Here is a 14,535-nt window from a genome sequence, read left to right on the forward strand (position 1 = left end):
CGCACCTCCTACAAATATCTTTCCGTAAATTCAGCGGTAAAAGTAGCCTCTGTGTCGTCCGTATTGACCTTCACTTGTGTGATGCCTTCAGAGACAGGGAAAAATGTGCTAGCAACGTCCACTTCTTGTAATAAAGATTCTCCGTTTAGCCACACGCTACTGTCCGCTAAGTCCACTTCGAGCTCGTCGCCCGACTGGAAAATAGCCGGCACATCGATAACCGTATCCGTGTTATGCTTCAGAACCTTTAAGTCCGTGACACGCATTCTTTGAACAACGGGAGTCGTGTCGTATTGTGCGTAATGAATAACGACATATGAAAGAGCCGATGTAGTAAATGTACCGTCTTTATCATAAAACGTCTTTTTAATCGTATTTTTTTTCTTATTATTAACCACACGGGAAACTTCCGCATACCATTTATCGCCGACTCGAGAAAGAACAAACTCGCCGTAAAAATCGTTATAAGTGCCGACGTGCGTAGGGTAGACCATTTTTGACTTGGTGCCGTCATACACGGTTAACTTTTTACCCACTTTTAACGCGTCTGTGGTCCGCATTCGATTATTTGCCGCCAATATTTCCGGACTCATATCATGCTGTTTAGCGATACTTGCCCAGGTTTCCCCTTTTTTCACCGTATGCGTGGTATATTTTCTTTGCGTGACCTTTTTGCCCGCTGGGGCTTTCGGTTCACTCTCCAGAAACGTTGTATTACCAATGAAGATTTCAGGAATGTTAAATTCGTATTGGGTATATGAATCACGCATAACCATTTTCCCAATTTTACCGCCCGACTGGTTAAAGAGATAAATTTCGAGTCGTCCCGTCCTATCACCGTCTAGTTTCGATGTCCCGTCCTCAGAGGTAAAATCAATTCTTGCTTTTACTTCAAAGTCCTGGACTAATTGCGATAAGTCCTTTCGAATAGCCGGACCATGCCACGTCTTCGCTCCTGCTGTTCCGGTGCCGTAACTCGACGCTTGTATGCCATCGTTTACAGAGATGAACGAGCCTGCACTTAATCTTCCGCTATCGAGTCCCGCACCAGCATTTGCCCATCCGCTCGTGCTCGTCATCAAATCGTTTAAGATGTATTGCGTTTTTGGCAGCACGATTTGGTCGGGGTCGTTCGGATTTCCAATGAGGATAATTCCGTCAGGACTTGTGAACGAAACAAAAGTCGCATCGTTTTGAAAATTAACGTTGAATTTAGGAAACGTCTTAGTCGTCCCTTTATTATGAAATAGAAACATATTCGCACTTGGTTCAATTGTTTTTACTTCAGTGCTATAGGCAAACGGATCGGGACAGATGAAGGTAAGTGTGCCTCTACCAACCGTTATCAATTCATTAGTCATTTCCGTTTCCCCAGATAAGATAGCATAATAAAATTTATCTGATTCATCCGATATGATTAATTCAGATGGTTCCTCTATATCCAAACAAAAGGCTAAAAACCGCAAGGTTTCCATATACAGAGTAGGTGTATTAGCTAATACGGAAAGTTCGATATCAATTTTCCGTACGCCATAGCGTGCGCCGGTGAAGTAACTTCCGTGACGTGCCGGGACACTTAATAAAGAGATTTCGCGCGGAGGGAGTATGCTTCTTTTGATGTTTTTTATAAAAAAGTATTGGCTTAAATCAAAACCCGCATAGTTAATCGTCCTCATTGCACTCCCCCCGCTCTATTTTTTATTATCCCTATAGTTTCTATGGCGTCGTATATGTCACTCGCTCTTGCTCGAATAAATTCACGTCCATCCATTTGGACAACGAAGTCCCGACCGGCTAATTTTTCAATTGCTTGGACTAAAGACTCTAGGTTGGTCCCTCCACCGCTAGGTAAGGGAGCTGTACTAGCTCCTCGCAAATCCAATAATTCTCTGCCTTTTTCCCCCACCATTGCCATTCCTGGACTTAAAGTAACGCCGCCTCTTGCTAGCATAGGGATGTTCCAATTTTTTAAAATCGCTTCTGTATCTCCATTTGGAATTACCTTTGAAGCCTTTGGCAAATAAACTAATTCAGGTCCTTCTTCACCGACCAGCGAAAGTCCGCCAGGCGCATTTTTTGTTCCACTTGCAAAACCTGGTACCCCAATATAATGCAAGGCGGCTTTTGCACCCGACCACAACGCTTTTATGGTTACCTTCTTTGTTGCGTTTTTCTCCGCTTCTGTGTGAATGGAGTGGGTTTTACCGTAATCAGTAACAGAAATCTCTTTTTTTACATCTGCGCCAGCTTCGTTGCTAATGATTTTTGCCTCAGTGTATCCGTCACCGCTGAATTTAATATTCTTTACTTCTGATGCTGAAAGGACTTCTGACATAGCTCCGGCTTTGCTTGTTCCTGCATCTATTTTTTTGTTGACTTGTTCTTGTTCGGATTGAATTTCACCAATTGAGCTTTTTGCTGTTTTGTACTTGCCAAGAGCTGTATCTAGTTTGTCTAATTCTTCTTGTTGTTTAGAATTTAAACCGCCTTGTGCATCTTGTATACGAAGGAGCTCAAATTTTCTATTCATTGTTTTATTAATGGCTTGGTCTAAGTGAGCTATTCCTACTGACCCTTTTTCATTAATACCTGCTTGCGCAAGTTGGAGATTAATCATTTCATCATACAGGGATTGAGTCTTACTAATTTGCTCAGTGGTTTTTTCAACGGATTTTTGCTTTTCTTGTACCTCAGTTGCAACAGCTCCAACATTGTCATTTTGTATCTTTAGCTCTTGCTCAAGATTTTGGATGTCGAATGCCATGTTATCAGCAATATCTTTTTGCCCAGCGGCATAAGCATCTTGCTGTTGTTTTTTTAATTGCTCTAGCTGATATTCTTTAGCTGCGGCTTCAATTTTCGCATTATTAAGGTCCCTTACCATGTCATTTAATTCGCCAATCGCTTCAATCTGATTACGGATATTATCATCCAACTTAGCTTCTGCTTTTGTTTTCTGTAATTCTAATTCTAATTGAATATTTTCACGAAGCTTATTATTAGCGGCATTTAAGTCGTCCGCGTTTTTTAAGATTTTATTGCCTTGATCAGAAAATACCTGCCCTGCTTCAGGCACTTTTTCAATTAACTTATCATTAAGGCGTAGCATTTCGGACATTTCATCGTTGGTGAGACCGGATTTCTCCCTTAATTTTTCAGCTTCTTCTTTCAGTTTTTTGATTTCTTCGGCTGATTTAGCTGTCTCCAATTCCTTTTGAATATCCATGAAACGGAGCAACTCATAGTTGGACAATCCATTTTTATCGCGTAGGTCGTCGTATTTTTCGATTAGTGGTTCGAGTGATTGCTGTTGATCAATTAATGACTTTGCGTGGTCAAGATTTACATCTTTAGCTTTTTTTGAAGCGGCGCTATATCCAACTACCGCTGTTGTGGCTATGGCCAAACCGCCCGCAACTAATCCTATTGGACCTGTTAAAAATGTGGCTGCTCCTGCAGCAGTACCTAATGAGGTTGCCACCGTTCCAATAGTAGACACCGCAGATCCTGCAATCGTAATAACAGCTCCTACTGCTGTTGCTAAACCGGTAAATCCCGCAACCGTTAAAGCTGCCTTTGCAATCGTTTCTTTCATTTCTGGCGACAGGTTGTTAAACCACTCTGTTACTTTTTGAATGTCTCCCGCTAATTCTCGAAACGTAGGCGCTAAGGCTGTTCCGATACCTATTTTCATAGTTTCAAAGGATCCCGATAACTCATCGAGGGCACCCTTTAAGTTGTCTTTCATCTTTCCGGCTGCTTCTGCTGATGCGCCGCCACTATTTTTAAGAGCTTGAGTCATTTTATTAATTTCTTTAGGCCCTGCTGACATTAAAGAGAGCATGCCTGATACAGCTTCTGTACCAACTAATGCTGCGAGGGTAGCGGCTTTTTGTGTATCCGTTTGCCCTTTCATGGAATTAGAAAGATTTTTAACCAAGTTGGACAGCCCTACAAAATTACCCTTTGCATCTGTCACCGCAATGCCCATTTTTTCCATCCGCTTGGAATTTTCTTCAGATGGGTCTAGTAACCCAAGAAGTGCCGCTCTTAGAGTAGTTCCTGCTTGTTCTCCACCCATCCCCGCATTAGTCATAATCCCGATAGAACCTGCTAGCTCTTCTAAACTGATTCCAAGCGCAGCCGCTGGGGGCCCAGCATATTTCAAAGCGTATTGCATATCGGTTAAATCTGCAGCTGAAATGTTGGCTGTCTTAGCTAATAAGTCAGCAACCTTAGTTGCTTTACTTGCTTCCATACCAAAAATATTCAACGTTGAAGCCATGACTTCTGCTGTTTGTGCCATATCGGATCCTGACGCTTCAGCTGCAGATATAACGCCTGGCATAGCACCGATGATATCATTCGCTGTGAAACCTAATGCCGCCAATGCTTCTTGTCCTTGCGCGATTTCAGTCGCCGATTTTGAGGAGCTCGCCCCTAATGCTAGCGCCGATTCTTTAAGACCTTGCAGTTCCTCGTCAGTAGCTCCAGCAATTGCACCTACTCGAGACATTTGTGCCTCGAAATCCATCGCGGTTTGAGTGGAAAGACCTAACGCTGCACTCACGGATATAAATGCAGCACCAAAACTTTGGGTAATCTCTGCTCCAGACTGTTGCATTTTCTCCCCAATACCCTGTAGGCTTTCACCGCTTGCCGTAACACTTTCGGCTAATTGATACCAGAAGTTAGATTGTTCTTGAACTTGGGAAGTTGTTAATACTAATTGTCCCTCTGTCTCCCGCATTGCCTGATTAGCGCGGTTTAGTCTAATCTGTATTTCTTGTGTTTGAGCCGCGTCTGCTCCTTTTAAGCGGACCGACTCTGAATAGAGCTGATTTAATTCAGCAACACGTTGCTGTTGCAAACTTAAAGTCTGAGATAAATGCTGTTCCTTTTGCTGTAATGCTTCGACAGAATTTCCTAAATTGGTAGATCCTGCAGCTGAAGCTGAATATCCGCTTTCAAGTACACGCATTTGACGATCTATACTGTCTACACTGGAATTTATATCTTTTTCAAGTTGGTTAAAGCCAGTGGACTGCTCTTCGATTTTCTGATTAATACCGTTTAATCGTTGCTCTGTGTTTTTCATAGCCGCGATTGCATTGTTATATGCCGATGCTAAACGTAAAGTTACAGCAGCATCCTCACCCTTTGTTGCTTTACTTTCCTCGTATTTCTGGCGAAGCTCTTCAATTTTAGTCCGGTGCGTTGCCATTGAACGGTTTAATATATCCTGACGTGTTTTGAGGGTTTCTAAACTATTATCATATTTAGCGGACCCCACAGAAACAGCTTTATATTCCGAGTTAAGAGCCGTGAGGCTTTGGTTTAGCGTTTTTATACCTGTTGTAACCCCTGCAGCATTCAGGCCAACCGTGATTCGTAATGCTCCTACTTCTGCCAATCATTTCACCCCCTATAACCATGGAACTTGATTAGCATAAACAATTGTTTTTTGTTTTTTCTCTTCTTTTTCAAAATACAATTCAAACAAATAAAAGATATCTGATTCGTCTATCTGTGCAGGAGATAACCCTTTACTAACAAGGATTTTATATAACTCCTTATTAATCTCATGGGCTTGCTGGTATGTTACTTTTTTCCGTTTCCCTCCGTACTATCTTCTTGATCAGACGGGGAAAATAAATTATCAAAAGTTAGCATGACTTTATCGTGCGGCAAACCTGCATAATATTCTTCTAATGTAAATCGATTCCCAAAGGCATAGATAACTAATTCTGCAAGCTGATCTACTTCCTGCGGATTAAGGTTGTTGGTATCAACTTTCGCTCTCAACTCAATCCACTTTCTCCAGACCATCCCTGTCACAAACGGAATCGTAAATGTTTTTTCTTCGCCATCAATCAACAATGTTAATTTCCGCATATCATTTCCTCCTTGAAATTACAAAAAAGAGACGGAAAAATCTCCGTCTCCTAGGCTGGTTCATACACAGATGTAAACCAATTTGTAGCAACTGCTGAAAGTACAGCTGGTGAGTCGTGATGAGCTCTCCATTTCCCATCATCAAGCGCAACAAATTTACCCGCTATAGTTGGAGTTTGGAATTCAACTCCGCTTCCTTTTGTATTACTTGTAGTAGCTGGTGGTTGAAATTTACCTTTGTAATAACAGTAGTATCTGTAACCACCGTCGTCAAACGGCAATCTAAAAAGCAAAGCTCCATATGGTGCAACATCATTAATCGTGTCGACAATAACACCTTCAGCATTTTTTGTAGTGCCCATTAGCAAATCATACTCTGTTTGTTTTATGTCAGTCGTATTGATTGAAATATCAATATCACCTAGTGCTGTAGCGACTGCAACTGCTCTGTCATCGCCATATAGAGTGGTAATGGTATAGTTAGGTGTAACGTTAGCCGTTACTGCTTCACTAAGCTTTACTGGTACCGCATATACGCCTTCTGCTGTCATTTTAGCAAAATATAAATCTCTTAAACCTATTGGATATCCCATTTAAAATCCTCCTTTATTAGACAAATCTATAACCGAAAAGCTGCAACAGTAACCGTTGTTACCGCAGAATAGCTAACTTTTAATTTTCCATCTGTGTCATTAAATCTCTTAGCTTCGAATGGGCCTAAAATACGGTCTTGACCTGCAGTAATTGTTGCTGTTAAATCGTGATCAAAACCTTGATTACACTTTTCAACAGAATCGATTGTTACAGTTATGGAGGAACCGCCGCCATTCTTGATATGAAGAAAGCTTTTTCCATCATTACGAAAGGCGTCTCCTGCACCACTTGCAGCAACGAATGATGGTGTTATCCCTGCTTGCGAAATACTTTGTACGTTTATATCGGCCATTTATTTAACCTCCCTATTGAACAAAATTAAAACGAATCACCTTATGAAAAAAATCAGTGTCTCTCTCATACATCTCAGTTTCCATGGTTCTAATAAAACCGATTTCTTTTAATTTTTGCTTTACCTGGTTAGTGAGTTCGGTGTAATCACCCTTACTAAAAATATCAACCTGTATGAAGTGAGCTGATTTTAGTTCTTGATCGTCCCCGTGAAGGGCGCCATTTTGGTTATACTCAAAGAAACGAATGTAGGTTGTAGCAGAACCCTTATAATTTTGAAAAGAAACCGGTACACCGAGAGTTTTTAATGCGTTAATGATTATGGAGTTTATGCTCATAATCCTAGCTCCCTTTTAAGCACCTCTACCATTTTGGCTTCCAATTCAGCTTTGTTGTTTTCTAATGCCGGCCCCATGAATGGCTTAGCATCCATATTTACGGTCCCAAATTCAAGCATGTGCCCATAAAAAGCAGTCCCCTGTTGGTCAGGTCCTACATTGACTTCCCCATTTTTATAATCGGACACAATAATATTTTCTTTTAGATTACCTGTTGCGTAAGGATGCTGTGATCCAGGGGCAGGAGCGCTTTCTTCCACTTTTCTCATCAGAAGTTCTCCGCCGGCTTTTACCGCTTTTTCTACAGTTTGTTCACTTGCGTTTTTTCCTATTTCAGCAATATGCCTCATCAGCATTTCTAATCCTTCTAATTTGACGCCCATGTATATCACATCCTTACGGGCTTTCTTGATAAGCCTGGCATATTAATTCTGTGTACTTTTCTTTTTCATATGTTCTAATGATCTTGTATCTTTTGGTCTGGTATTCTATATATTTTTGGGACGCATATTCCAAGGTAAAAACTACAAACATGAGCTCGAGAGAAAAACCGCTTTGAGCAGCTAAGTAAAACTCACTACTTCTAATGCTTCCCCTTTTGGCATAGACTGTTTTCCTGCTTTTTACCGATGTTTGAGGGAAACCATTGTCACCTGTCGTTTCCTCTAATTCCAGCAGGTCAATCGTGGTATCAAATCTCATTTAAACCTCCTCGTCGTCATAGGTGAGTTGGTTGACGATTGTTTGAAAAGCCGAGGAAAATTTCACTTCGCCTCCGCCTGTCTGCCATAAATCAGCTACTCCCATAACAATGACTCCGAGCGCCAGGTCATCCTCATTCATTTTAGCCTCAGAGACCCCAGCATTACGCATAAAGGATTTAACGGCCAATATTTTTTGAGAAAGCACTCTGTCGAATGCTAGGTTATCAAGGGATATACTTAATCCTATTTTGCACTCTTCTAATACCTCGTCGTCCCTCATAACGTTTCCCCGTCCACTTCAACATCCACTGAAAAAGGAACAAGGACAATTTTAAGATCTACCTGTTCTGCTTCGTATCTAATCCAGTCAGAAAGTAACTTATGTTCGTCCTCCGTTAAGGGGCGTTTCGCTTTGAAAAATACAGTGTCGTTTTTCTCAGCTAGTTCTACCACTTCTTCATGTTTAATTTTTTTCTTAGCCATTTGCGCACCTCCTATTCATAAGAAAAAGGCCTATAGAGTCATAGGCCTTTTCAAAGTTTTACTTAAACTGCTGCTACTTTCTTAACACGAGTAAATCCTTTATACATCGTTACGTTACCGCCTGCCCAAACAGCCCCGCGATAAGCAATCTGGCCAGTCTTAAATTTAAAGTCACGTGACTCTTCTACAGTAACAGGAGAGAACACTGGCATCTCATAGCAATGAATCATCCCGTAAGCCATGCAATACGTATTAGCGACAGTAGCATCTGATGATAAAGGTGCACAAGCGCTGTTAATAATGAAAGGCACTTCAAAGCTATCATCAGATGAGATCGTTCCTGTGTTCCCATTCTTTTTAATCTTGTAAAGCTTTTCGCCCGTAGTGCTTCGAACAGCAGCAAAGGCAGCTAAATCTTTTTTATTTAAGATCAAGTATCCGCCGCCCTCAACTTCTTCGTCTCCGCCATAACCTAGTACAATTTTATCTAGAGTATCAGCATCAATAGCAGAGATGGATAAATCAGAAGACGTAGGCAATACGTTAGCAGGAGCATTGAAGATTCCAGTAACAGCGTTTGCGCCGCCTGCCCCGACAATGATCTGTTTTGTGAGTTTCTTTCTAATAGCTTCTCCAATATTTTTAGCCACCATTGCTTGGTAATCTACGTTTGGTAGCTTCATAGACTCGTCTGTCATCTCAGCATAAGCAGTGATTTTAGCTTTACCGATTGTGACATAGTCGAATACTGGTTCCGCTTCTTTATAGTCCCCAGACTCCGTGGTGTAATCCCCTTCACCAGATGAGACCTCAAAACCTTTTGTATAGCTTTCTCCGCCAAGTAAAGGAACGGCATTTACTACGTCGACCAAAGAGGATACTTGGCTAAATTTAGGGTTAAGGGTATTGCTGTATTTCTTTTCAACTACTAGCGTACCTCCACCAATAGTCACAGCACGAAGCTCTGGAATTTCTTCGATTTCAAACGTTACAGCTTTCTTTGCTTTTAAATCTGCGCCGCGCGATTCGAATTTAACTGTAAGGTCAGCCTCTCTTTGTTCTCCAGTTGGTGCTTGGGCTTGTCCTACCCCATATGTTCCTAAGACGTTTAACTGGCCCACAGGAGTGCTACGTAGTTCTCCTGCCCCTTCAATTACTGGTGGAGTGCCTGCTTCTGTTGGCTCATCAGGCATTGCGTCAGTAATGCTTCTAAGTTCAGCAATTTCTCCGTTTAACGTGTCTAATTCCCCACCGATAGAACGTAATTCCGCAACATCCTCTGATGCATCCGATTTTTTAATTAACTCGGCTTTACGTGCTTCTTTTTTACCTAATAAAGCTAACAATTTCTTTTTATTCATGCTATATCAGTCCTTTGTTTTTTATTTTTAATCTTAAAGCTTCTACCTCGTTTTTAGAGTTATCCAACTCTGATCGAGCATTCTCCAATGCTCTTGCCGCATTATCCAATGTGGCTTGATCACGGGCATTTATATCAGTCCCTGAATAAGCAGGGAACGTGACAGCACTTACTTCTCGTACTTGTTTGATTCTTGAAATGTACCGAGTGGGGATTTCTTTATCAAGGTCCACCCATCTCTCTTCTTGCACGTAAAAAATAAATGACATCCCATCGATGTCACCTCTTTTTACTGCACTATAAAGGCTTTTTGCTTCTGTATTTCCTTCCACATCAAGACTCGCTTTAATGTGGAGCCCTTTTTCGTCAGTTGCCAGTTGCATTGTGGAGCTGCCATTATTTCTACGACTCCTGGCAAGTGGAATTTTTCTCAAATCATGGTTTACACAAAACAGGACATCATCAAAATTACAGCCGTCGAAAGCACCTCTCTCTATAATCTCGTTGAAATACCCCCCAATGAGTGTTTTCTGATCATATACTGCAGGATGTCCTTCAATAACATTTTCATCATCAGCAGCTCTTAAATCAGCTATTCCAAAACTGCGAATGACTGGCTCTTCCTTGAGTGGTAATTTGTTTTTCTTACCCATTTCTAAGTCCCCTCCGATCTTTTTCTGTCTGCTCTCTTCATCTGGTACTCATTGGCCAGGCTGACGTCGATAAAATTCAAACTCATGTTCCTGACATCCCCGCCATCATATGGAGGGTAACCAAACAGTTGTAACAATTCATTATTGGTCAAAGCTCCTCGATTCCCAAGAATATCAGCGACAGCGATTTTATTTTTAGTATTTGTGAATAAAAGCATTTGAGGATAAAACACAATTTCGTTCCCCACGTCTAATTCACGCGTACTAAATATCGTTTTACTAAATGCCTGGCCAAGCGAGATAATAATCGGTTCTAACGTTTTTTCATAAAACGCTTGATACTGTTCGTCATTAAAATCCCCTCTTAGAATCGGAACAGAAACACCGTAATAGTTTAATATTTTGTCCTGCAAAAACTGCATTGTATCTTTGTCTATTATTTTTGGATCTACTTTTAAGTCCTTATAATCGTTTTTTAAGTCGAGGGTCACTATGCCCGATTCATTACTTTTCAATGACTCTTCGAACCGTTTCCGCTCTGCTTGTTGTTTTGCGTCATCAAGCATGGTATTTATTTTGATAATACCTCTGATGGATAAACTCGTTTGAATGGCTTTGCCCAATCCTTGTAAAACCGTATCATTAATCTCTAACACTTTTAAAATAGCTGTGTTATCTGGCTGCCCGTTTATTCCGCCGCCCATGATTTCATTTACAGAAAACTTTTTCCGTAAATGGATAATATCCGAATAGGGTAAAGTGTAATCTTGCCCATTAGCAAATAAAAACTTGGCAAAAAGAGTACCGGATTCATCTTGCAAGAAATCGACTTGAATCGGATTGATTGGATAGAAACCCGTATAAACCTTACTCACTACCCCTTTACTCGTCACCACATCATAAGTCGGGTAGATAAAAGCGTTATAATTCATTAAGAGCAGCCAAACAATCTTTTCGATAAAATCCTTTGTCGTCATAAGCTCATTCGGAGCGAATTTAAAAAGCCGATTCAATCCGCCGTTAACATTCTTCATCATCCCTGTATTATCAGTTCTGATATGTTTAGGCTGGAGTTTACTACACTCCGTCGCTATAATATCGATACACGTTTGGACCACATCTGATGCGTATATATCCCTTCCGAACTGGCTAAATATCGGCGCGAACCCATCAAGGAGTTTTGCATATTGCATGTTTCGGTTATCTTTGGTGAATATGTTTTTTAGCACGTCCTTTAGCGCCAAGTCATCACCTCCCAACAAGTGAAAGAAATTCTGTTCTGTTGTCTATATAAATCTTATAACCAATAATCATCGTAACAGCACCATCGATTTTCTTGTCTTCTTTACCCTGAACCTTGGTCGGCATGATTTCCATTTTTGAATTCATGTTTAATGCCGTGTTTTCGAGACACCACTTATCGATGGGATTATTGCCGTAGTTTATAAGGTTACTCTTCAAATCAGCTTCAACTAATTTCATCGGTTCTGACATGCTTCCCCACTCCTGAGGGACCCTTACGCAATCAAAACCAAAACTGTCCATTTCCTTTGCCCAATAAACAGCAGACCATTTATCGTAGCCTACCTTGTACACTCGAATTCCATAATCTTTATATAGATTTACGAACCAAGCTGTCACAAGACTAAAATCGTTCTCGTTTCCTGGGGACACCTCAATAAGACCTTGTCGAATCCATCCCTCGAACATGGCTTTATCCTCTTTATTCAAATCGAGCAATTTGGATTCCGGAATAAAATATTTCTGAAGCATATATTTTTTTTGGCTGCCTGATTTCATTATGATCGCCCTTGCACTCGCTAAGTCGCCTGATTTAGATAAGTCGACCGATCCGATAGCAAAAGAATTCCTGAAATCTTCGATGTTCAAAGCTTCTTCATTTTTGATATCCTCGGGAGTCAACCAAGCGGTAGCATTATTTTGCTTGATATTAAAATCCTTGGACATAACAAAGACTCGCATGGCCTTACTTGTTTTGGCTTCATCAATCATTTTTCGAAGAAAACTTCGTTTTTTTATTACACCCAGCCCGGGATTGGATTTAACCCAGGAACTTTCATCCTGCCAAACCTCTTGCTCGTTATCCTGCGTATACATCCAAATTAACCAGCGCGGCCTTTCTAATTCACCGTTTAATACTTGCCTTGCTTCTTTTAATCGCCCGTCTAAATACCCATCATTGACCACGCCTTCTGTCGTCAGTTCGATATATAACGGTTCATCCTGTGTGGATACAGCTTGCCGGATTGGCATTACTGAAGTGTTATCTTTCAATTCGTGGACTTCATCGACAGCGCCAACTTTAATATTTTTTCCTTCCTTGGCGCCGGTCTTTGCTGAAATCTTTTTGATTTGGCCTTTATTTTTATAACTAAACTTCCCCGTTTTCTTTGGCTTTTTAGGGTTGCCGAAGAAAATGCCCTTAATATTACTTCGGGTTACGTTTACGAGAGACTTACTTTCCTCTCTCATGGAATTAATGGCCTGGAACATCAAATCCGCTTGTTCATAATCATTGCTTGCGCACAGAATTCTCGTTCCCATTTCCCCACAAAAAAACTCAGCAAGGCATTCTGCTGAGATAAGTGGAGTCTTTCCATTTTTCCTGGCGACTAAGAATAGGACGTCCTGGTATAACCTAACCCAGCGACCAATCTCGTCATCAAAAATTTTGAAAATATAGGTTGCTTCAATGAACGCCTTTTGAAACAACTCTAAACGAAATGGTTTCCCGGCGAAGGGTGCTTCAAAATGTTTGCATTTGGTTTCGATAAAAGTGATTCTTTTATTGGCATCCTCAAAATCTATTTTTATATCGGGATCTTCAAAATGAGTGAGCAAGACGTCCAGCATTTGCATGAGCTCTTGACCTATTATTATTTCACCTGATTTGCATTTGTTGATGTACTCCAGCAGAAAGGAGTGTGGCAAGACATTTTGTATCATTCAAAATCACTCAGATCATCTTCTTCTTCGATTATGTTTTTATTTAGTACCCCATTCAGCGTCTTAATGACAACAGAATAGCTATTTATATTCTTAAGGTACTGTTTCCCCGCTTCCGTCGGCTTCTGCAGCTCGGGAAATTCCGGGTGGATCTTTACCATCCCTGTTTTTGAAATGGTTTGTTTTAGAATGTCGTTTTCAGCTTTTAAGAATGCGGCATCCTCCAGCAGCCCCTCGACGAGCTTCCGCTTCGAATCCTCGACATCCTTAAAAATCTCAATCAATTTCGACAATTCTTGTCGATAAAGTTCACTTTTCAACATATCTCAAAAACCCCCATCGAATTTCAAAATTTAAGGAATGTACCACGGAAGGGCTTTTTCCACGGTTCTTCTAAAGCTTTTAAACTTTTTTTGATGGGGGAGGGGTTAATTGTGTTTGCTGTTAACACAATTCATAAATTGTTTAAATTTCTCACACAATTCGATTCGACAAGATCTATAGTTATTTCGTGTATTGTTCAAACCATTTGTCGATGTATCCTCGCCACTCATCCTGTCTGTATCTCCTGTCCTGGTCAAGACTCAACCGCCTTAGGCATTCCTCTTTGCTTATATCACAGAAGATGATCTCTGCTCCTAAGTCATTGGCCAGCTTCTCACGCTTGTACTTGTCAGCATAGCCACCAATTACCCAGGCATTCGTCCACTTACCATAACGAGTCTTAATGTTATCAATCAATAGGTTATGAATCCCTATGACATTACTAAACAATTGGTCTGGCTTATCGTAACTAGGCAGCATAGTAACAGCTTCATAGAGTCTGTCCATATCCACAACGATATCCCCTCGACTTATGTTCTCTCGGACATAGCTCGTCTTCCCTGACATCGGTGGTCCATACACCAGATAGACTTGCTTAGCCGCTCTTTGCCCAAAACGATTATGCTCTTTGTTATGGCAGTTGAAGCAGATCAGATCCACTTTGTCAGGATTCAAACTGATCGTGTAATCATGGACATTCTCAGGAGTTAGCTCTATCTTATGGTGACCAATAAGGTCTCTTGATCTTGCGACTCGTTCTCCACATCTAGAACATTTCGTGCCTCGTTCATTGATCAGTGCCAGCCTAAAGCTTACCCACTTCTCTGAAGCATAGAAAGATTTAAGTACCGCATACTTTGCCATGA

16 protein-coding genes are annotated in these 14,535 nt (G+C 40.9%); all 16 read right to left on the reverse strand.

Annotation, left to right across the window (positions count from 1 at the left end):
- Positions 1 to 8: 8 nt before the first annotated feature.
- The 16 genes from J7E77_RS21615 to J7E77_RS21690 all read right to left on the reverse strand — a co-directional run bounded on the left by J7E77_RS21615 (position 9) and on the right by J7E77_RS21690 (position 14,533).
- Positions 9 to 1,676, reverse strand: a complete 1,668-nt coding sequence (locus J7E77_RS21615; RefSeq protein WP_214716925.1) for a distal tail protein Dit — start codon at positions 1,674 to 1,676, stop codon at positions 9 to 11.
- A complete protein-coding gene (locus J7E77_RS21620) occupies positions 1,673 to 5,413 on the reverse strand; it encodes a phage tail tape measure protein (protein WP_214716926.1) in 3,741 nt (1,246 codons plus the stop codon). The genes J7E77_RS21615 and J7E77_RS21620 overlap by 4 nt, the downstream gene beginning before the upstream one ends.
- Before the next feature lie 188 nt (positions 5,414 to 5,601).
- Positions 5,602 to 5,895 (reverse strand): phage tail assembly chaperone G, encoded by a 294-nt coding sequence (gene gpG / locus J7E77_RS21625; protein ID WP_214716927.1) that lies wholly within the window; start codon positions 5,893 to 5,895, stop codon positions 5,602 to 5,604.
- 50 nt (positions 5,896 to 5,945) lie between these two features.
- On the reverse strand, positions 5,946 to 6,488 hold the full coding sequence (locus tag J7E77_RS21630; protein ID WP_214716928.1) for a major tail protein: 543 nt from the start codon (positions 6,486 to 6,488) through the stop codon (positions 5,946 to 5,948).
- A gap of 26 nt (positions 6,489 to 6,514) precedes the next feature.
- The gene (locus tag J7E77_RS21635; protein ID WP_214716929.1) at positions 6,515 to 6,841 is read right to left on the reverse strand and encodes a hypothetical protein; all 327 of its coding nucleotides are present in this window, start codon (positions 6,839 to 6,841) and stop codon (positions 6,515 to 6,517) included.
- 13 nt (positions 6,842 to 6,854) lie between these two features.
- Positions 6,855 to 7,178, reverse strand: a complete 324-nt coding sequence (locus J7E77_RS21640; RefSeq protein WP_214716930.1) for a hypothetical protein — start codon at positions 7,176 to 7,178, stop codon at positions 6,855 to 6,857.
- Complete coding sequence (locus tag J7E77_RS21645; protein WP_214716931.1) at positions 7,175 to 7,561, reverse strand: HK97-gp10 family putative phage morphogenesis protein; 387 nt, start codon at positions 7,559 to 7,561, stop codon at positions 7,175 to 7,177. Before J7E77_RS21645 ends, J7E77_RS21640 begins: the two co-directional genes overlap by 4 nt.
- Before the next feature lie 13 nt (positions 7,562 to 7,574).
- Entirely contained in the window at positions 7,575 to 7,880 is a 306-nt protein-coding gene (locus J7E77_RS21650; RefSeq protein ID WP_214716932.1) for a phage head closure protein, read from the reverse strand.
- Entirely contained in the window at positions 7,881 to 8,162 is a 282-nt protein-coding gene (locus tag J7E77_RS21655; RefSeq protein WP_214716933.1) for a hypothetical protein, read from the reverse strand.
- The gene (locus tag J7E77_RS21660) at positions 8,159 to 8,365 is read right to left on the reverse strand and encodes a hypothetical protein (RefSeq protein ID WP_214716934.1); all 207 of its coding nucleotides are present in this window, start codon (positions 8,363 to 8,365) and stop codon (positions 8,159 to 8,161) included. The genes J7E77_RS21655 and J7E77_RS21660 overlap by 4 nt, the downstream gene beginning before the upstream one ends.
- 62 nt (positions 8,366 to 8,427) lie before the next feature.
- A complete protein-coding gene (locus tag J7E77_RS21665) occupies positions 8,428 to 9,726 on the reverse strand; it encodes a phage major capsid protein (protein WP_214716935.1) in 1,299 nt (432 codons plus the stop codon).
- A gap of 1 nt (position 9,727) precedes the next feature.
- Positions 9,728 to 10,378: an HK97 family phage prohead protease gene (locus J7E77_RS21670; RefSeq protein ID WP_214716936.1), complete on the reverse strand. Its 651-nt coding sequence runs from the start codon at positions 10,376 to 10,378 to the stop codon at positions 9,728 to 9,730.
- A gap of 2 nt (positions 10,379 to 10,380) precedes the next feature.
- Complete coding sequence (locus J7E77_RS21675) at positions 10,381 to 11,622, reverse strand: phage portal protein (protein WP_214716937.1); 1,242 nt, start codon at positions 11,620 to 11,622, stop codon at positions 10,381 to 10,383.
- Between the two features lie 4 nt (positions 11,623 to 11,626).
- Positions 11,627 to 13,252, reverse strand: coding sequence for a terminase large subunit (locus J7E77_RS21680; protein ID WP_214716938.1), 1,626 nt, complete (start codon positions 13,250 to 13,252; stop codon positions 11,627 to 11,629).
- A gap of 89 nt (positions 13,253 to 13,341) precedes the next feature.
- Positions 13,342 to 13,668 carry a hypothetical protein gene (locus J7E77_RS21685; RefSeq protein WP_214716939.1) on the reverse strand — a complete coding sequence of 109 codons (327 nt, stop codon included), beginning with the start codon at positions 13,666 to 13,668 and terminating at the stop codon, positions 13,342 to 13,344.
- A 181-nt stretch (positions 13,669 to 13,849) separates the two neighbouring features.
- Positions 13,850 to 14,533: an HNH endonuclease signature motif containing protein gene (locus tag J7E77_RS21690; RefSeq protein WP_214716940.1), complete on the reverse strand. Its 684-nt coding sequence runs from the start codon at positions 14,531 to 14,533 to the stop codon at positions 13,850 to 13,852.
- Between the last annotated feature and the right edge of the window lie 2 nt (positions 14,534 to 14,535).

The organism is Bacillus sp. ISL-77 (assembly GCF_018613105.1).